Consider the following 18,125-nt stretch of genomic DNA (forward strand, 5'->3'; position numbering starts at 1 on the left):
CCTGTCTCTTACCAGCGCTAGGATTTACTGCTGATCGGCCAACACCGTTTCCACCGCCGCTCAACCTAACACCGTCCCTGGCTTCATAACAGCACCACGGCTAAAATCGGCCGCACTCATTGCTTTTTTGCCAGCAGGTTGAACCGTTGTCAGCAGCAGACTTCCGTCACCTGTCTTCACTTCGACACCTCGTTCAGTTACAGAAAGCACCGTTCCTGGAGCACTATCGCTTGCTTTCTGCGCTTCAGGCAGCTTAGAAGCCCAAGCTTTAAAGGTCTCACCATTCCAGAGCGTAAATGCGCCGGAAAAAGGAACTAATCCACGAATTCGATTATAGTTGTCACGTGAGCTAGCGTTCCAATCCAAGCGTTCATCCTCGCGATTAAGGTTAGGGGCATAAGTTGCCTCACTATCGTCTTGCTGAACAGCTTGAACTTTTCCGCTTACTAAACGTGGCATTTCAGACTTTAACAGATCTCGTCCAGCCAGGCTCAGCTTCTCAAAAAGAGTTCCAGAGGTATCCTCATCCTCAATAGCCACTTCGACACGAGAGATCATGTCACCGGTATCCAGCCCCTCAGCCATATACATCAAAGTAACGCCGGTCACTTTCTCACCATTGATGATACTGCGCTGAATCGGAGCACCTCCCCGATATTTAGGAAGCAACGAACCGTGTACATTCACACAACCATTCCGCGGTAAGTCCAACACAGCTTTAGGCAAAATTTGACCATAAGCAGCCGTGACGATCAAATCCGGCTCATATGCTGCCAGCTCGGCGACTGCCTCAGGACGACGCATGCGTTCTGGCTGAAGCACAGGTAATCCGAGAGCTAATGCGGCTTCCTTAACTGGTGAAGGAGCCAAGATCTTTTTTCTCCCCTGCGGACGATCTGGTTGGGTGATGACAGCTACAACTTCATAGCCTTCATCTACCAGCATTTGCAAGCTTGGCACCGCAAAAGCTGGAGTTCCCATGAATACAATCTTCATATTCCTCACTCCTCAGTCTCGTTAGCAGTCATCTCGTATACTTTTTCAGCGATATCTGTAAATAGAACTCCATTCAAATGGTCAATCTCATGCTGAAAAGCCCGGGCAAGTAAACCACTGCCGGTTATCGTAATCTCTTTTCCCTCACGGTTAAGGCCACGTACAGTTACAGTCTCCGCACGGCGAACATCACCATTCAAGCCAGGAATACTAAGACATCCTTCTGGTCCTAGCTGTTCACCTTCCATGCTGATGATTTCAGGGTTAATCATTTTGATCAATCCATGCTCTTCATCCGCATCCACCACAATTAGACGTTTCAAAATTCCGACTTGGGGTGCCGCCAGCCCTACTCCTTCAGCGTCATACATCGTATGTGCCATATCATCCAGCAATTTTTTAACATTAGGAGTAACTACAGCTACTTCTTTAGCTTTTTTGTGCAATACTTCATCCGGTTCTTTAACGATCAAACGTATAGCCATTACAAAACACCTTCCCGTTCTGAACATTTCTATATTTAAAGTCAATTGATAAAGCTCTTTTTTTACATTGTAACATGATACGGATTTACATCAACATCTGCGGATCCACATCAATGCTGATCTGAAGACCGGTATCCCGCACAGAATCCTCTAACTCTTCAGCCACTTGGCGGACAAGTCCAATCACATCGATGGCGCCGCGCCATTTTATCATACACTGGAATCTATATCTACCCTTTAATCGAGGGATAGGTGATGCCACAGGACCCAACAGATCTAACACATCGCTGGTTAGCTTATCGAGACTTCCATACCACCTTAGCTGTCTGGCCTTTCCCTGAAGATTCAGAGCATAATTCTCTGCCATCCGCAGTAGAAGCGGCAGCTGTTCATGAGACAATGTGACCAGGATGAGTCTGCAATATGGCGGATAATGGAGGCCTCTGCGATGCTTCAGCTCTTCACGTACAAAAGAGAGATAGTCATGTCCGCTGGCATGAATAATAGAATAATGCTCTGGCGTATAGGACTGAACGACCACTTCGCCTGGAAGCTGGTGCCGGCCTGCTCTGCCTGCAACTTGTGTAAGCAATTGGAATGTCTTCTCTGCTGCGCGAAAATCGGGCAGGTTCAAAGCTGAATCTGCTGTGATTACACCAACAAGAGTGACATCTGGAAAATCCAGTCCCTTTGCTACCATCTGAGTGCCCAGGAGAACATCCGCTTTTTTGTCTCTAAATTGGTTCAGCAGCTTCTCATGCGAGCCCTTTTCTGTTGTTGTGTCCACATCCATACGAATCACTCGTATGCCTGGGAACAGCTTACCAAGCTCTTCCTCCACCCGCTGTGTACCCGTTCCGAAAAACCGGATATGCTCACTCCCACACTCCGGACAAAGCTTAGGTGCTGGTTCAGCATGTCCGCAATAATGACAACGCAAATTGTCACTACGGCTATGATACGTTAGTGAGATATCACATTCTGGACAACCGGCTACGTAACCACAGCTACGACACATGACAAAGGTTGAGAAACCTCTACGGTTAAGCAGCAGCACCGTCTGTTCTCCGCGTTCCAGTCTCTCTTCCAGTGCTGAATGAAGCTTTCGGCTGAACATCGAACGGTTGCCTTCTTTAAGCTCTTCCCGCATGTCTACTACGTTCACCTTTGGAAGTTCATTTCCAAGTGCACGGGTAGGCATCTCTAGCAGTACCGGTGAAAAGTGAATATCACTCTGCGATCTTGCAGCATGATAGCTTTCCAGCGAAGGCGTAGCAGAACCTAGAATCACAGCTGCCCCACACTGTTCCGCTCTACGAATAGCAGCATCACGGGCATGATATTTCGGATTCTCCTCCTGTTTATAAGAGGTCTCATGTTCTTCATCCATAATAATCAACCCTAGGTTGGAGAAAGGAGCAAACACGGCCGATCTTGCGCCTACAGCGACTGTGGCCTTTCCTTCACGGATTTTACGCCACTCATCGTATCGCTCACCAACAGACAGCCGGCTATGCATAACCGCGACACCGCTGCCGAACCGCCCCTTAAACCGCTCCACCATTTGTGGTGTTAAAGCAATCTCTGGCACAAGAACAACAGCCTGTCTGCCCTGATCTAAACAGCGTTTAATACATTGCAAATAGATCTCTGTCTTACCACTACCCGTAACTCCATGAAGCAGAAATACTTCGTGAAGCTGCTCCTCTAAGGTTCGAGAAATTCTTGTATATACGACCTCTTGTTCCGCAGTAAGCGGTAGAGGTGTGGTAGGTTTAAAATCTCGTCCTTGATAAGGATCGCGATAGACTTCAATTTCACTGATCTCGATAAAACCTTTTTCCTCCAAGGCCTTTACAGTACTTGCCGTTACTTGGAGTGCAGACAAAACTTCTTTAAGGGCCATGGGGAGTGTAGCTTCCATATCAACTAAAAAGCTCAAAACTTCCTTCTGGCGTGCGGATTTTTTTGGGAATTTGTTCAAAGCCTCACGGGCAGCAGTGACACCTATCGCCAGATCGACTGCCTTGAGCTTTTTCTTGCCCATTTTATCCTTAATGGATTGACTCTCTATAAGTACTCCACGCCGCAGCATGAACTTCACCGTCTCAGCAGCCTCAGGAAATGCACGAGTAAGCTGCTTCATGGAAACTTCGCCACTACGTCCAATAAATTCTGTGATTAGTCGTTCCTCATCCCCTGTGTCGGCAAACATTGGGAACAATTCATCCTCTGGAAATGCTGTCTCTTCCTGCACATCTCCAAGTGAAATCAGCCGTTCTGCCTTCCCTTTTAGAGCGGTGGGCAACATCGCCTGCAGTGCTGAAATTCGTCTACATGCATATCTTTTACTCATCCAGTCCGCAAGCTCAACTAATTCAGGAGATAAAGGCGGAAGCAAATCCAACACTTCTTGAATAGGCTTCAGGCTAGGACTCACTAGGGTCTCGCCTGATTCTAAAGATACTACAAAACCTTGGACTGTCCGGTGCCCAAACGGAACGGCTACCCGACTGCCCACTTCAATCCATAACTTCAGGGATTCTGGAATACTATAATCAAATGGCCGGTCAGTGCTGCGTACAGGCACATCCACAATGACCTTGGCGATATCCATTATAATGAAGCTCCAGTAATCCGCTCTGCCACGAGCGTCAGCAAATGACGAGCAACCTCATCCTTCGACAATTGTGGCAATTCAAGCACCAATCCATTCACATCATATATCGAAACGATATTCGTATCCGCTCCAAATCCGGCTCCTGCAGCCGCTACATTGTTAGCAACGATGAGATCGCAGTTTTTGCGGACCAGCTTGTCCTTAGCATAAAATTCCGTATTGCCCGTTTCCGCAGCAAAGCCGACCAAAAACTGCTTGTTTTTGGTCTTACCGAGTGTTTCCAGAATATCCGTTGTCTTCACAAGCTCAAGCGTCATCGTCTCTCCGCTTTTTTTAATCTTGGAAGGCTCACTATGCTTCGGACGGTAATCCGATACAGCAGCCGCCTTGATCATAATGTCGCAGCTGTCCCACAGTGCGGTAACTGCTTCATACATTTCCTGTGCAGATTGAACACGAATGACTGAAATCTCTGGTTCCTGTGGAGGAGCCTCATCTGTACGCGCAGCAATCAACGTTACCTCAGCACCCATTGCACGTGCAGCACGTGCTAGCGCGAAGCCCATTTTACCGGATGAATCATTGGAGATATAACGCACTGGATCAATCCGTTCTACCGTTCCACCCGCTGTGATGACGATTTTTTTACCCGCAAGAGGTTTGGATGCGACGCTTGCTTGGTGTGCAAAAAAATTCTCAACCACACTCACAATAGCCTCTGGCTCTTCTAGCCGACCTTTGCCAACGTATCCACATGCCAGCAGTCCTTCACCAGGCTCAATAAACTGAATGCCCCGGCTAGCGAGAATATTCAAATTATTAAGTACAGCTGGATGCTGATACATATGAACATTCATAGCTGGTGCAACCATAATAGGAGCCGTAGTAGCAAGCAGTGTAGTAGATAACATATCATCGGCGATCCCGTGTGCCATTTTGGCAATTATATTTGCGGTTGCGGGTGCTACCAGCACAAGATCCGCAGCATCTGCCAGATCAATATGTGAAATGGAGGATGGATCTCTCTCCTGGAATGTATCGCTATATACTCGTTGCTTCGATAGTGACTGTAGAGTTAATTCTGTAATGAACTGCTTCGCCGAAGCTGTCATAATGACATGAACCTCGGCTCCTTTTTGGACAAGCTTACTGGTCAAGGACGCCGCTTTATAAGCAGCAATTCCTCCTGTGATCCCAAGTAAAATAGTCTTCCCCTTCAAGCTCTTCAACATGATCTCCCCCCTGTTCCCTACTCTTACAACGAATGGCTATCTTTACGACGAGAAAAAAATAACAACCTTCCGGTTGTCATAAAGAGCCCGGTTCTGGGCTTTCATCATAAATTTAAGACCCGTAAATGCTCCATAACCCAAGAAGAAACGGCAGCGCCTCAAAACAAATAGGCGGCATCCGTTTCTACAATAGGTCATTATTACTTATGCTTGAGACTACTCTTCACCGCGGGTTAGAGTAATACGATCTTCGTAAATTTCCTCAAGAGCAACACCAACAAATTTATGCGATCTAGGATTCTTCACATCTGTCTTGCCACCCTCACGCAATTGTCTAGCACGACGTGCAGCAGCGACAACGAGCGAATACTTACTGTCAACCTTAGTCATCATTTCATCAATGGATGGATATAGCACTGGGACACCTCTTCATAGTTTACTGTTAATACCATTTGACCTTCAGCATAAATTATCTGACTTTACAATGTTCGGCGATAATAATGCTTTCTATTCTCTTACAAGCCAGATCAATCTCATCATTCACAACAGCATAATCATAATGCTGCATTAAGTTGATCTCATCTTCCGCTACAGTCATGCGGTGATCGATCACATCTGGATGCTCAGTACCCCGTCCGCGAATGCGGTCCTTCAACTCGTCCATGGATGGAGGAAGAAGGAACACAAAAATCCCTTCAGGAAATTTCTCTTTGACTTTGAGAGCTCCTTGAACCTCAATTTCGAGAATAATGTCTTTGCCGCTATTGAGAGTTCTCTCTACAAAATCACGGGGAGTACCGTAATAATTACCTACGTACTCCGCGTATTCAAGCAATTGATCGGCTTCGATCATTGTCATAAATTCCTCTTTGCTTTTGAAAAAATAGTTGACGCCATCTTCCTCACCCGCACGCGGACTGCGAGTAGTAGCAGAAACTGAGTAGACAAGTTCGGGCATCTTCGGACGTAGTGCAGTACAAACAGTACCTTTACCCACGCCGGAAGGTCCGGATAATATGATGAGCAATCCTTTTGACATAATACACTCCATTTAGTTGTTATTCGTCGTTGTCGTCATCTTTACTGGATAAGCGATGCGCCACAGTCTCCGGCTGTACAGCCGATAGGATGACATGATCACTATCTGTAATGATTACGGCACGAGTCCGTCGGCCATAGGTGGCGTCGATCAACATATGCCGATCACGTGCCTCCTGGATAATACGTTTGATTGGTGCAGATTCCGGACTGACGATAGAAATAATGCGGTTGGCAGACACAATATTTCCAAAGCCAATGTTAATAAGTTTGATTGCCATGTTCCGGTAGTTCCCCCCATAAAGTTCTATGCTATTACCTATTCCCGATTACTCTATGTTCGCAGCTTGTTCTCGAATCTTCTCCAGTTCTGCTTTCATATCTAGCACAAGACCCACGAGAGTTAGATGATTGCATTTCGATCCGATTGTATTCGTCTCACGGTTCATCTCCTGAATGAGAAAATCCAGTTTGCGTCCTACCGGTCCTTTCCCCTTCAGGAGGGCTCTGCATTGCTCGAAATGACTATACAACCGGGTCAACTCTTCATCAATATTACAGCGATCTGCAAAAATAGCGATCTCCATCCCGAATTTATGCTCATCAAAAGCGAACGTCCCATCATTTAGTTCATTCAATCGATGTCGAAGTTTCTCACGATATTCAATGATTACGACAGGTGCAAGTTCAACCATTTCAGCATGCATGTTCTCAAGATGGTTCAGGCGCTGTTCAATATCTGCGGCTAGATAACTGCCTTCACGGGCGCGCATCTCCAGCAGAGACTGCAAACACTGCTCAAGTCCCGCCTCCAATACTTCGGAGTAGTCTTCTAATGTCGCAGACACGGCACCCGCAGCCTCGTCTTTGCTGTCCATAATACCGGGTATAGAAAGTATATCACGTAAAGTCAACTCACCAGTCAAACCATATTCGTTCTTAAGCTGCTCTGCTGCCTTTAGATAGGTCATTACAGCAGAGTGATTCAGAACCGGTCTAACTGTCGACTCATCGTGCTCTCTATTGATGGTAACATCTATTCTTCCCCGTTTGATGTGCTGTTGAACCTTTCTTCTCAACACATCCTCATAACCCGTCCAATCCCGGGGCATCCGCAGTACAACTTCGCAGTACCGGTGATTCACCGATTTCACTTCGAACATAATCTTGTAGCCGCCGAATTGCAGGGACGATTGACCGTATCCGGTCATGCTAAATGACAACGGAATCACATCCATTACACTATTGTAATTGATTATTACTAGCGAAACAAGGGGGACAATTTGCGTCCTGATTTCTCCCACACATACTCCATTAGCTGTGCGCTCATATCATAGAACATGAACGGAGTCATCAGATAGATTCCATTAAAATGGGCAGTAGCAACATCTAACAGTTCCTTAGCGATAGCGACACCTTCTGCTCTTCCAGCTTCCCCTTCAAGTCCCTTCATGCGGTTGCGGACATCGTCCGTAAGCTGAATACCGGGAACCTCATTATGTAGAAACTCTGCATTACGTCCGCTTGCCAGTGGCATAACACCAATGAATACGGGGATTTCCAGATGTGCTGTTGCCTCAGCTATCTTCACGATAAGTTCCTGATCATAGACAGGCTGGGTCATAATATAGTCGGCACCAGAGGCAATTTTCTTCTCCAGACGTTGCACTGCCTTATCCAAATGTTTAACATTCGGGTTAAATGCAGCTCCGATTACAAAATTCGCTTTCTGTTTCAAAGGTTTACCTGAGAAGGAAATCCCGTCATTCAGCTGCTTGATCATTCTAATAATCTCAAAAGAGGTTAAATCATAAACCGAGCTTGAGCCGGGAAGATCTCCAAATTTCGCAGGATCACCTGTTACAGCCAGCACATGATCAATTCCAAGCGCATCAAAACCCATCAAATGGGATTGAGTACCAATCAAATTACGATCCCGGCAAGCAATATGCACTAGCGGACGAAGTCCAGTTTTAGCGTGCACCAAATGTCCCAAAGCCATGTTGCTCATCCGTGTGACAGCCAGGGAGTTGTCGGCGAGTGTCAGCGCATCCGCGCCTGCTCTTCTCAAAACTTCTGCGCCCTGCATAAACTTTGCAATATCCAATTCACGAGGTGGATCAAGCTCAACAATAACCGTATGTCGTTCCTTTACCAGATCAACCAGGTTCGGCTCTCTACCATCTCTATCCTCATCGCCAAAATTCTCTTGCAGCGATACACGCTCCACTGCAGGTGGCAACGGTTTAGGAAGCGGTTGCGGTACATAATTCTTCAGTGCAGAGGAGATTTCTGCGATATGCTGCGGAGTTGTACCACAGCAACCACCGATTATCCGGCAGCCCATCTCCGCGAAAGTCTGTGCCATTTGGCCAAAATATTCTGGTGAAGCCCCGTACCGATATTCTCCGTCTACATAATCCGCCACACCCGCATTTGGATACACAGAGGCTGGCAGAACCAGATTCCCTTGTACAGCTTTGAGCGCTCGCTTCATTCCGTTCGGGCCTGTGTTACAGTTAAATCCGATAACATCAGCGCCATCGCCTTCCAGAATACGAAAGGCTTCTGGCAAAGTTAATCCATCTAATGTGCGTGCCGTTTCATCGACAGCTAATTGGCAAACTACAGGAAGCGAGCTGATCTTGCGGAGCGTTCTTAGAGCTAAATGCAGTTCCTCAACATCGTAAAAGGTTTCCAGCATAATGCCATCTACGTCCTCTTCTAGCAATGCAGCAATCTGCTGTGTAAAATATTTTTTCAGCTCTGTGGAAGAGAGATTCGCACGTTTGCCCGCACGAATAGATCCTACAGCTCCTAATACATACCCATGATCTCCAGCAGCCTGGCGAGCGATTCTAACCCCGGCTCGATTTATTTCCTCAACCTTGGATTCTAGACCATATTTGGACAGCCTGTCATAGTTCGCCGAGAAGGTGTTGCTTTCCAGCAGCACTGCCCCTGCCTCAATATAGCTGCGATGAACATCTTCGATTACCCCCGGAGAGGTCAAATTTAATTCTTCATAGGAAATGCCGACCGGGAAACCCTTCTGATATAAGTAGGTCCCCATCGCTCCGTCTCCGACTAATACTTTATTTCCCCATGCGGAACGTAAATCCGGCTTCACAACAAGATCCTCCCCTGCCACATTAGTTTCTAACTTTAGTTTCATACTAATGTAACATAAATCGGTATGGATGATAAGCTTTACAAAAGAAAAGCATTTAGACCAAAATATCACCATGCATGTTCATATGTAAAAAGCTTCATACTAACGTTAATGCCGTTATTTCCATAAAGGAGAGAATACTTTGAAGAAAAAAACAAGAAAGTTTCTGATCCGAAAATACGCTGTAACTTTACTGCTAGCCACTCTCTGCTTGCTGTATATTTATTTGCTAGATTGGCTGTATGGCTATGGGCTGGGTAACGTCGGGTATATCCTTAACTATCTATTCTATACCGCCTCTGAGAAAGCTACTGCTTGTATTTTGCTGCTCTGCTTGTTCATCCCCGATATCTATTACTGGAAAACAGGACATCAACCAGAACGTGGCGGGGAAAGATGACTTCTTATCGCCGCAACGATGATAAGAATTACAGGGATCAACACCATAAAGAAGGGGAAAATCGTATATAACAATCTCCCCCCCTCATTAATATGTTCAGTAAAGCTCCGCGCATTCAACATCGAGCTGAACAGAATGATCAGAGCACAGGGATAGACCATTCTCCGGTAAGGAATCTTGAACAATTCCGAAATTCCTATAAGTGCGGCCGCAAAAAACACAGACATTTTGAAAAAAACGCCGATAATCAGCACCATAACAATTAGAATATCCACACGTTGAATAAAATCGGAGATTGAAATCTTGCTAATCGTGGGCATCAGAGGGAGGGGTGACCGTTTCACTATATCTGTGCCAAGCACGGAAATATTCAGCATCATAGTCAGACTTAAGAGCAAACCTGAAACAAATATCCCCGCGGCGATGACCCAAGGACCTTTTTTAACATTGTTCAGATAGGGCATTAGCATGGTAAAACAAATCATTTCACCAAAAGGGAACATATAGTTCTGGCGAATAACAGAATCAATCACAGGCTGGAACCCATTCTCAAAAATAGGAAGTAATCGATTCAAATTAATTGAGCCCGATAACATCAGCATGATCGAGCAAAATATTCCTATCAGCATTACAAGAGTTGCGAATACCAATGAAGTTCGGGATAATACCTCTACTCCTTTATGCAAAACATACGCAGAAGATAAGATCATCAACGTTGAAATAATAAACAAAGGTGTGCGGTGCATAGTAGCCATAACCAGCATGGAACTGCCATCCCGTAAATCACGACCCGCTAAATTGAGGAATAGGGTAATGTAGAGAACGGAAATCACCGTACCTAAGGATTTTCCCAATAGCTTGCGGGTATAAGCCGTTAAGGGGAGATCCGGAAACTTTCTGTACAAATAAGTGTACCCCGAAAATACAATCAAACCGATCAAATTTCCGAGGAGTATGGAAATCCACGCATCTTTACCAGACTCCATCCCAAGATTCACTACCAGCGCTGTTCCCAGCTCAAACAACAAAGTCAACGTGAAAAATTGGAGTAGTCCTATTTTTATCTTTCCCATAGCTGCCCCTCCTTTATTGTCATTACTTATTCTTGGATTGAAAGGAATCACTTCGCATATCCGTATGCCTGATCACAGCATCAGCCTCGATATTAATATGGCAGGTTTCAAATATACTCTCCCAATGATCTTTTACTTGTTTCCAGCCACGTGGATTAGCTCTTTCTACTGCTTCACCGAAACCTAGATAATCACTTTTTAATGAACGGGCAGTTGCTATGGCAGCGCGGATCTGTTCTTGAATATTCTTTTCCAAAAGCTTCGAAAGATCGTTTAACACTGTTGGATCTGTTAGATCCAAGCCATTGGGCGATTCCTTTAATCCAGCCTGCTGAGTGACATTAACCGTGAAGATAGGATGCTCTATATCTTTCGCATCCGCGTGGATATGTACCTGTGATAAATACACATTAAACGATATATAGTCCTTCTCCCCTATCGAGACCAATACCGGCATCTGAGATATTTTATTCTTAAGTAGAACGGTACCGATCGCCTCTTCGCCGAGCAGCCATCCTTTAAGCTTGTCTTCTTTAAAAGCTGCAAGACCGGTAACCTTTATTATGGTCTTCGGACTTATGTTCTTTAAATTATCGTTGCTCTCCCTCTGGTCCAAATCTCCAGTCACTAGCACGCCATTGATCACAGGCCCCCCACCAGGAACCTGAATCCCCCGGATAATATCATCCACTTCCATCCGATAGTTATATCCGAATTGTTTAGAGGTTGTCTGCAGCTTCTCCACCAAATCATTGGCTGGAATCCTTCCGAACACGGTCATAGTCGTCATACATTCACTTGCAGGCTGTCCCTTGGAAATAAAAATCAGGCTTGTCAGCCGGGTTTCGCTTTCCCTTTCCAGCACATCCATGATATCCTTGATGCCTTCTTGAGCGAACTTCTCGGAAATGATGACCACCCTAATATGTCCTAAAGACAAAAAACGTGCAGTCTGACGCGAGGCATTAGCTAATGCTTCAAACATAGTGCGGCCGCTACCTTTATAAACCGAAACAGGTGAAGTCCCTCTAGCGTTCTTCCCAGAGATTTCGTCAGCAACGATGACCTGAAAGGATAATACATATTTCTCTTCTTCTGTAGGTCCTCTATCTATGGACACACCGGAAACGATGGCTCTTCTGTTTAATTCCACACTATCCCAGCAGCCTGTGAGACTAAGACAGATCAATACGCAAGGTAAAAGTCCTGCTAAGAAAAAATTGCATTTACTCAGAATCTTGCTTTCCTTTCTTATGCGGCTGTGTCCCTTTAGTCTTATCAAGAATTTTTGAAGATAGGTTCTGTTCATGTCCGGTTGTGATCTCCTTCCCTTCTGAAATGTTCCCTTGCTGCGCAGTAGCAGGAGCTGGTTCTGCTGTGCCAAGCGCCCACAAAGGCAGCCTTAAGACGGCATCCTTCTGACCTCTGGATGACAAAGGCACTATTGGAGACAAATAAGGAACGCCAAAAGAACGCAGACTGTTCATATGTGCAACCAGTACGATTAAACCCAATGTAATCCCGTAAAAACCAAACATACCGGCCAATATCAAAAAACCAAAACGGATAATTCTGCCCGCAATCGCCATGTTATACGCTGGAATGGCAAAGCTCGCAATCCCGGTCAATGCGACCACAATCACCATAACGGGCGTAATAATTCCAGCCTCTACCACGGCCTGACCAAGAATCAGAGCACCTACTACAGATACGGTCTGCCCAACTGCACGCGGCATTCTTACTCCCGCTTCCCGGATGATCTCAAACGCACCTTCCATTAGAATAGCTTCGACAAAAGCGGGGAAAGGCACATTTTCCCGTTGCGATAAAAGGTTGATCAGCAAAGTCGTAGGGATCATCTCATAATGAAACGTCGTCAAAGCTATATACACGGAAGGCCCTAGAATAAGCACGATAAAACTGATATACCGAATAATTCGCATCAGAATAGCAATATCGAACCTTTGCGCATAATCCGAAGCTGACTGAAAAAAAAGAGTGAAAACCGCAGGCAAAATCAATACAAAGGGGGTGCCATCTACGACAATCACTACCCTCCCTTCTAACAGATTCGTTGCAGCAACGTCTGGCCGCTCGCTGTTATTGATGGTCGGAAAAGGGGTAAAGGTCTTATCCTGAATCAGCTCTTCGATATAACCGGATTCCATGATGGCATCTACATTAATCTGCTGCAGCCGTTTTCTAACTTCTTCAACCAGCTTCTCGTCCGCAGTATCCTTGATGTACATTAAAGCCACATCGGTCTGAGTTACCGACCCGATCTTCACATGCTCGAGTCTTAGTTTGGGTGATCTTATTCTTCTGCGTATTAATGAGACATTCGTAGCCAAAGATTCAACAAAGCTATCCTTTGGACCACGCACAACTAGCTGAGTGGAGGGTTCAGTGACAGAACGAGCTTCCCCACCTTCAGTCTCACACATGATGCCACTGTCATAACCTTCAATGAGAATCAGTGTCTTCCCAGAAAGAATTCCGAGCAGCACCTCGTTCCAATCCTCCTGCAGCTGCGCTTCACCTATTTCCAGGGCACGGTTTAAGATGAGGTCATTCAGATTATTTGCTGCAGTATTGCTTTCCTTGAGCATCTCATCCGTAATGGAGAGCAATGAACCCATTACAAATTGATTAACGGTTTCTGTCTTAGCTAGACCATTAAGATGTACCGCAGCAGCCTCAACAACGGATTCCTCACCAAGCTTTACCTGGCGGATTCTAAGATCCGGACTATCTCCCAGCTCGGTTATGATATTGTTTAGCGTCTGCTCCAGATAAATGGTTAATCTCACTCCAGAACCTGGACCTGCCGGGTCAGCTTGCTGTCCCTTACCGGATTTATTTTTTTTAGTTAACCCGTTGATGTTCAACAAGCTCCCCTCCTTTTTTTCATAAACATTGTAGTATTATTCTCGGTTACTCCTTCCATTATTCGGCTGCTTAAAGTCACCTCAGGTTAGAAACACAAAAAAGGCAGTCCAAGAATGCGCTCTTGGACTGCCTTTTTATTATTTTTCTATATTGCTACACTGCCCGTGAATACGACCTCAGCAGGTCCAGTCATATACACATGATTATCCTCTTCATTCCATTCAATATAGAGATCGCCGCCCTTTAGACTAATCCAAGCTGCCCGGTTTGTAAGATCATTCAGCACAGAGGAGACAAGGGTTGCACAGGCTCCAGTGCCACAGGCAAGCGTAGGTCCTGCCCCACGTTCCCAGACACGCATATCCACTCTGCCCCGATCCAGTACCGTTGCGAATTCAACGTTTACTTTTCTCGGGAACAAAGGATGTACCTCAAGCTTAGGTCCCCATGTGGCAAGATCAAAATTCACTGCATCTTCTACGTAAATCACGCAATGAGGATTTCCCATGGATACCGCTGTGAACTTAAATTCGGTTCCTTCCGCTTCAATCGGCTGAGCGAGCACTGGCTCTGCATCAATAGATACTGGAATTTGCAGACCGGACAATACAGGTTCGCCCATATCTACGGTTACAGTCTCCACAACACCGTCTTTCACGTTTAAAGTAACCTTTTGTTCACCGGCACCAATCGTTTCTATTACAATCTGCTCTGAGCTTACCAGTCCGTGGTCATATACATATTTAGAGACACAGCGAATGGCATTTCCGCACTGCTCCGCCTCCGAACCATCAGAATTCATAATACGCATCTTGAAATCGCCACGCTCAGAAGGCAGGATATATACCAGTCCGTCAGCACCGATTCCAAAGAACCGGTTGCATAGGGTTACAGCAAGCTCCGCTGCATTACTTGGCAGCTCTTGCTCGCCGAAAACAACGATGAAGTCATTACCGAGGCCGTGCATTTTTGTGAATTCCATTAAAAGTCCACTCCTAAAGGTTATGTTATGTTAGCATTCGCTTAAGCTTAAAGTTCTGTGTAATTGAGCATTTCACAAGCATATGAGCGGTTAACTGCAACAAGTATACCTTTAGGAATGGAGCATTAGTATTGACTTTATGCTGAAATTTTTGTACTTTTTATCATCGGATTACTGCCGCTGCGTCCACGATTACGTTTGCCACCCCAAACACTGCCGGCACCCATCAAGAAGGTCGGGATCCCCGCTGTTACAAACACCAGACACCATTCGCGGAAATTGAGCGGCACTGTTTTGAAGACAGGCTGGAGCACAGGCACGTACATTACGGCCAGCATCAGTAAGACTGATGACAACACGGCAAGCACTAGATACTTATTCTGGAACGGATTGCGGTGGAACACTGAACGCGAACTGCGGCAATCGAAAACATGGATCAACTGTGCCATAACTAGTGTTGCAAAAGCAACGGACTGTGCCCGAATCAATTGTGCAGGATTCTCTGGTGCTATACGTAAGGTTAGCCAAAATGCTCCTAGCGTACATAAACCAATCAAGAATCCACGGCTTATAATTTTCCAGCCTAAGCGGCGGGCAAAAATATTTTCTTTCGCACCACGAGGTTTATGCTCCATCAAATCCTTCTCGGGCTGATCCACTCCAAGTGCCATCGCTGGCAGTCCGTCTGTCACTAGATTGACCCAAAGAATTTGGATCGGAACGAGTGGTAAAGGCAGACCCAGCATCATGGCAAAAAACATAGTCAGAATCTCTCCCACATTGGATGCCAACAGATAACGAATGAATTTACGAATATTCTCATAGATATTTCTGCCTTCTTCGATGGCAGCAACAATCGTTGAGAAGTTATCATCCCCGAGAACAAGTGACGATGCTTCCTTGGTCACATCTGTACCTGTGATCCCCATGGATATCCCGATATCTGCAGCCTTAATGGCTGGAGCGTCGTTCACTCCATCTCCGGTCATAGCCACTACGTGACCGTGACGTTGTAGAGATTTAACGATCCGAAGCTTATGTTCTGGAGATACGCGGGCGAATACAAACACATTGTCCGATATCTTATCCAGCTCATCATCATCCATCCGGGTTAACTGAGCGCCTGTCAGCACCGTTCCACCACGCTGCAGAATTCCCAGCTGGTGAGCAATTGCCTCGGCAGTTGTTCCATGATCACCAGTAATCATAACCGTCTTAATCCCTGCCCGGCGTGTGACACTGATGGCATCGCGGACTTCACGACGTGGCGGATCGATCATTCCTGCCAAGCCAATAAAGACTAATTGATTCTCCGCATCCTTTTCACTATTCACATGTTCATTTGGACGCATATCCCGGTAAGCCATACCTAGCACACGAAGGGCTCCTAAAGCCATTTGCTCATTGGCATCAAGCACCTTCTGCCGCAAAGTTGGCGTACAAGGCACAACACCGCCCTCCCAAAGCATATATGCGCAGCGATTCAGCAATACATCGGGCGCACCTTTGGTACATACCATCCGTCCTCCCGGATGGCCTACGATCACAGACATCAGCTTCCGCTCAGAATCAAACGGAAATTCCTGTTCACGAGTGTAGGTTACGGCAAGCGTCTGAGCGGTCAGTCCCATCTTTCCTGACAGTGCCACGAGCGCTCCTTCTGTCGGGTCGCCCTTCAGTTCCCAAACGGAAGTGTTGTCTGCAGACTTTTCAAGAACAGCATCCTTATCCTTCCCTTTTCGTTTGCCTCGCACTTCAGACTGGAAGGTCTCAATAATTTCCGCGTTGCTGCATAATGCGCCAACCTGCAACATCCGCCGTAAGCTTTGATCATGTTTTAGATCCACTGCTTTGCCTTTCTCCAGAACCTGTCCATTTGGAGCATACCCTTCACCTGTTACCTCAAGACCACGTCCACCCGTCCATAATCGGGTCACCGTCATTTTATTTTGCGTTAATGTTCCTGTCTTGTCTGAACAGATTACCGAGGCACAGCCCAACGTTTCCACTGACGGCAATTTACGAACGATAGCCTTGCGTTTGATCATCCGCTGCACGCCTAGCGCAAGCGCAATAGTTACAATAGCGGGGAGACCTTCCGGAATCGCGGCAACTGCCAAGCTCACACCAGCTAAGAACATGGAGGTGGCAGGCTGTCCATGCAGAATACCTGCTACCACAACTACAATTGTCAATCCCAGAGATACGTAGATCAGAATCTTTCCTAGCTGCTCAAGCCGATGCTGTAAAGGTGTTTCCTGAGAATCCGTATTTTGGATTAGATCCGCTATCTTACCCATTTCCGTGTTCATACCGGTACGGATTACAACAGCTCGCCCTGTTCCTCTGGTCACCATAGTGCCCATGAAGCCTAAATTCTTCTGATCACCAAGCGGAATCTCTTCTGCACGGATCGCTTCCGAATGCTTCGAGACAGGCAATGATTCCCCAGTAAGTGCGGATTCTTCCACATATAGAGCACTGCATTCCAACCAACGTACATCGGCAGGAATCCGATCTCCACTCTCCAGCAAGACAATATCACCTGGCACCAACATCTTGGCTGGGATAATCTCGCTATTCCCTCCACGTAGCACTTTGGCAGAAGGTGCGGAGAGTTGCTTTAAAGCTCTTAGCGAACGTTCGGCGCGAAACTCCTGAACAAATCCAAGCGCTCCATTCAGTAGGATAATCGCGATGATCGTGATGGCATCCAAGTATTCGCCTAGCAACCCGGATACAAGCGTTGCACCCATGAGCACAAGCACCATGAAATCCTTGAACTGGTTCAACAGCAGGGTAAACGGAGATACTGTCTTTCCTTCCGACAGCTCGTTGTACCCGTTCTCCTTTCGTCTCTCCGCGGCTTCCTCATCACTGAGGCCCGTCCTTGGCTGGACATTGAACATTTTCTGCAGCTCTTCTGCACCGAGACGGTGCCAACTGTTTTGTTCCATGACTTTTCTTTCCCTCCCGGTCGTTTCTTTACTTCCGGCGGCGCACAGCTTTTCCACCTGTTCATGACAAATGTATTCAAGGTCGTCCAATAATATCACCCCTATCCAATTCCCCTTTTGCGCGAATGTCCTAAAGTATGGCATCATAGAGAGGTGAGCATAGACGTCTTCGGCGTCCTTATAAGGACAGGTAAGCGTTTGAGCGAGAAATATAAGATATAAGTATTGTGTGAAACTTTTACTTTCTTATATTTAAGAAATTCATTTCACGGCGACAGGAG

Annotated in this window: 15 protein-coding genes; 1 reads left to right on the forward strand and 14 read right to left on the reverse strand. The window is 46.2% G+C overall.

From position 1 onward, the window contains the following. Positions 1 to 60: 60 nt before the first annotated feature. The 9 genes from fmt to MHH49_RS28680 all read right to left on the reverse strand — a co-directional run bounded on the left by fmt (position 61) and on the right by MHH49_RS28680 (position 9,501). Positions 61 to 996 carry a methionyl-tRNA formyltransferase gene (fmt, locus tag MHH49_RS28640; protein ID WP_076212679.1) on the reverse strand — a complete coding sequence of 312 codons (936 nt, stop codon included), beginning with the start codon at positions 994 to 996 and terminating at the stop codon, positions 61 to 63. Positions 997 to 1,001: 5 nt separating this feature from the next. After that, positions 1,002 to 1,481, reverse strand: coding sequence for a peptide deformylase (def, locus tag MHH49_RS28645; RefSeq protein ID WP_036686193.1), 480 nt, complete (start codon positions 1,479 to 1,481; stop codon positions 1,002 to 1,004). Positions 1,482 to 1,566: 85 nt separating this feature from the next. After that, positions 1,567 to 4,098, reverse strand: coding sequence for a primosomal protein N' (gene priA / locus MHH49_RS28650; protein ID WP_036686191.1), 2,532 nt, complete (start codon positions 4,096 to 4,098; stop codon positions 1,567 to 1,569). Further along, positions 4,098 to 5,333, reverse strand: coding sequence for a bifunctional phosphopantothenoylcysteine decarboxylase/phosphopantothenate--cysteine ligase CoaBC (gene coaBC, locus MHH49_RS28655; protein WP_076099572.1), 1,236 nt, complete (start codon positions 5,331 to 5,333; stop codon positions 4,098 to 4,100). Before coaBC ends, priA begins: the two co-directional genes overlap by 1 nt. Before the next feature lie 216 nt (positions 5,334 to 5,549). Beyond that, entirely contained in the window at positions 5,550 to 5,750 is a 201-nt protein-coding gene (gene rpoZ / locus MHH49_RS28660; RefSeq protein ID WP_036686188.1) for a DNA-directed RNA polymerase subunit omega, read from the reverse strand. A 52-nt stretch (positions 5,751 to 5,802) separates the two neighbouring features. Continuing rightward, on the reverse strand, positions 5,803 to 6,372 hold the full coding sequence (gene gmk, locus MHH49_RS28665) for a guanylate kinase (RefSeq protein WP_036686186.1): 570 nt from the start codon (positions 6,370 to 6,372) through the stop codon (positions 5,803 to 5,805). Between the two features lie 19 nt (positions 6,373 to 6,391). Continuing rightward, the gene (gene remA, locus MHH49_RS28670) at positions 6,392 to 6,652 is read right to left on the reverse strand and encodes an extracellular matrix/biofilm regulator RemA (protein ID WP_006209218.1); all 261 of its coding nucleotides are present in this window, start codon (positions 6,650 to 6,652) and stop codon (positions 6,392 to 6,394) included. A gap of 48 nt (positions 6,653 to 6,700) precedes the next feature. Next, positions 6,701 to 7,594, reverse strand: coding sequence for a YicC/YloC family endoribonuclease (locus MHH49_RS28675; RefSeq protein ID WP_036686185.1), 894 nt, complete (start codon positions 7,592 to 7,594; stop codon positions 6,701 to 6,703). Between the two features lie 38 nt (positions 7,595 to 7,632). Next, positions 7,633 to 9,501, reverse strand: coding sequence for a bifunctional homocysteine S-methyltransferase/methylenetetrahydrofolate reductase (locus MHH49_RS28680; protein WP_076099571.1), 1,869 nt, complete (start codon positions 9,499 to 9,501; stop codon positions 7,633 to 7,635). Positions 9,502 to 9,685: 184 nt separating this feature from the next. On the opposite strand from MHH49_RS28680, the gene MHH49_RS28685 reads away from it, so the two are divergent. After that, positions 9,686 to 9,943 (forward strand): hypothetical protein, encoded by a 258-nt coding sequence (locus MHH49_RS28685; protein WP_036686181.1) that lies wholly within the window; start codon positions 9,686 to 9,688, stop codon positions 9,941 to 9,943. On the opposite strand, the gene MHH49_RS28690 is transcribed toward MHH49_RS28685, so the two are convergent. From MHH49_RS28690 to MHH49_RS28710, 5 genes are all read right to left on the reverse strand, one after another. Next, positions 9,916 to 11,016: a GerAB/ArcD/ProY family transporter gene (locus MHH49_RS28690; RefSeq protein ID WP_036686178.1), complete on the reverse strand. Its 1,101-nt coding sequence runs from the start codon at positions 11,014 to 11,016 to the stop codon at positions 9,916 to 9,918. The two genes, MHH49_RS28685 and MHH49_RS28690, sit on opposite strands and share 28 nt — an antisense overlap. Positions 11,017 to 11,038: 22 nt before the next feature. Beyond that, complete coding sequence (locus MHH49_RS28695) at positions 11,039 to 12,325, reverse strand: Ger(x)C family spore germination protein (protein WP_081382500.1); 1,287 nt, start codon at positions 12,323 to 12,325, stop codon at positions 11,039 to 11,041. Next, a complete protein-coding gene (locus tag MHH49_RS28700; protein WP_341138703.1) occupies positions 12,243 to 13,904 on the reverse strand; it encodes a spore germination protein in 1,662 nt (553 codons plus the stop codon). Before MHH49_RS28700 ends, MHH49_RS28695 begins: the two co-directional genes overlap by 83 nt. Before the next feature lie 146 nt (positions 13,905 to 14,050). Continuing rightward, the gene (gene dapF / locus MHH49_RS28705; protein ID WP_076147270.1) at positions 14,051 to 14,887 is read right to left on the reverse strand and encodes a diaminopimelate epimerase; all 837 of its coding nucleotides are present in this window, start codon (positions 14,885 to 14,887) and stop codon (positions 14,051 to 14,053) included. A gap of 137 nt (positions 14,888 to 15,024) precedes the next feature. Continuing rightward, positions 15,025 to 17,844, reverse strand: a complete 2,820-nt coding sequence (locus tag MHH49_RS28710) for a calcium-translocating P-type ATPase, SERCA-type (protein WP_076147274.1) — start codon at positions 17,842 to 17,844, stop codon at positions 15,025 to 15,027. Positions 17,845 to 18,125: the final 281 nt, after the last annotated feature.

This window comes from Paenibacillus sp. FSL F4-0122 (assembly GCF_038002845.1).
Taxonomy (GTDB): domain Bacteria; phylum Bacillota; class Bacilli; order Paenibacillales; family Paenibacillaceae; genus Paenibacillus_AQ; species Paenibacillus_AQ odorifer.

Excerpts from the sequence above, each read along its gene's own strand:
- MHH49_RS28690 (WP_036686178.1), bottom strand. The coding sequence starts at position 11,016 with ATGGGAAAGATAAAAATAGGACTACTCCAATTTTTCACGTTGACTTTG.
- def (WP_036686193.1), bottom strand. The coding sequence starts at position 1,481 with ATGGCTATACGTTTGATCGTTAAAGAACCGGATGAAGTATTGCACAAA.
- priA (WP_036686191.1), bottom strand. The coding sequence starts at position 4,098 with ATGGATATCGCCAAGGTCATTGTGGATGTGCCTGTACGCAGCACTGAC.
- fmt (WP_076212679.1), bottom strand. The coding sequence starts at position 996 with ATGAAGATTGTATTCATGGGAACTCCAGCTTTTGCGGTGCCAAGCTTG.
- coaBC (WP_076099572.1), bottom strand. The coding sequence starts at position 5,333 with ATGTTGAAGAGCTTGAAGGGGAAGACTATTTTACTTGGGATCACAGGA.
- dapF (WP_076147270.1), bottom strand. The coding sequence starts at position 14,887 with ATGGAATTCACAAAAATGCACGGCCTCGGTAATGACTTCATCGTTGTT.
- MHH49_RS28710 (WP_076147274.1), bottom strand. The coding sequence starts at position 17,844 with ATGGAACAAAACAGTTGGCACCGTCTCGGTGCAGAAGAGCTGCAGAAA.
- gmk (WP_036686186.1), bottom strand. The coding sequence starts at position 6,372 with ATGTCAAAAGGATTGCTCATCATATTATCCGGACCTTCCGGCGTGGGT.
- remA (WP_006209218.1), bottom strand. The coding sequence starts at position 6,652 with ATGGCAATCAAACTTATTAACATTGGCTTTGGAAATATTGTGTCTGCC.
- MHH49_RS28695 (WP_081382500.1), bottom strand. The coding sequence starts at position 12,325 with ATGAACAGAACCTATCTTCAAAAATTCTTGATAAGACTAAAGGGACAC.